1 protein-coding gene is annotated in these 821 nt (G+C 45.7%); it reads left to right on the forward strand.

The annotated features are described in order from the left end of the window. Positions 1-102 precede the first annotated feature (102 nt). Positions 103-606, forward strand: coding sequence for a glycine zipper 2TM domain-containing protein (locus A3729_RS02685; RefSeq protein WP_231877307.1), 504 nt, complete (start codon positions 103-105; stop codon positions 604-606). Positions 607-821: the final 215 nt, after the last annotated feature.

The following is an 821-nucleotide window of genomic DNA, read 5'->3' on the forward strand; positions in this document are numbered from 1 at the left end:
CACCTTCTAAAAAGAAAGAGGAATATGAACATGAAACAATTAACCTACTCAAGAAACTACCTACCTCAGCCTACGGTATTGGTGGCGTTTATTATTGTGGCGATGCTATTCAGCTCGCTTAGCTATGCGGGTGGAAGGAGTCACCGTTCAATCGACTTTGCTCGCGTAGTGAAGGTGGAGCCGATTATTAAAACCATTGAAAAAAGAATTCCCGAAGAGGAATGTTGGACTGAACAGGTTCGATATGATGATTATCCTAGAAGTGAGCATTCACATACTAGTACTATTCTTGGCGGTATTATTGGTGGCGCAATTGGTAATGCTGTAGGGCACCGAAGCAAAAACAAGAAGATTGGTACGGCTGTGGGTGCAATATTAGGGGCCTCAGTGGGGAGCGATATCGCCTCGAATGAGCGTCGTCGGTATAAAACAAGGTCACACTACCGTGATGAACAGCGCTGCGAAACCCGGCATCGTATAAGCTATGAAGAGAAGGTGCTCGGCTACCATGTATGGTATCGTTACAAGGGTGAAAGATATAAGACCCGAATGGATCAGAAGCCGGGTAAGAAAATAAAAGTGCGTGTCAGGGTGGAACCTTTTTAGAAGGGAGCTGTGACACCGAAAGAAGCCTCGTTAGTTGGCAACGTTCGCAAAGGTGATTGCTATGAAACTCGTAAAACTTTTTTTGTCCGCCGTGTTGCTGGTGTGCTTATCCGCAAACCTGGTCGCAGAGACAAAGAATGAGAGAATTGGTCGAGATCAAGCAATTGCCCTTGTTCAGGAAAGGTTCGAAGGAAAGGTCCTGAAAGTTCAGCTCA

Source organism: Oleiphilus sp. HI0043, from assembly GCF_001634935.1.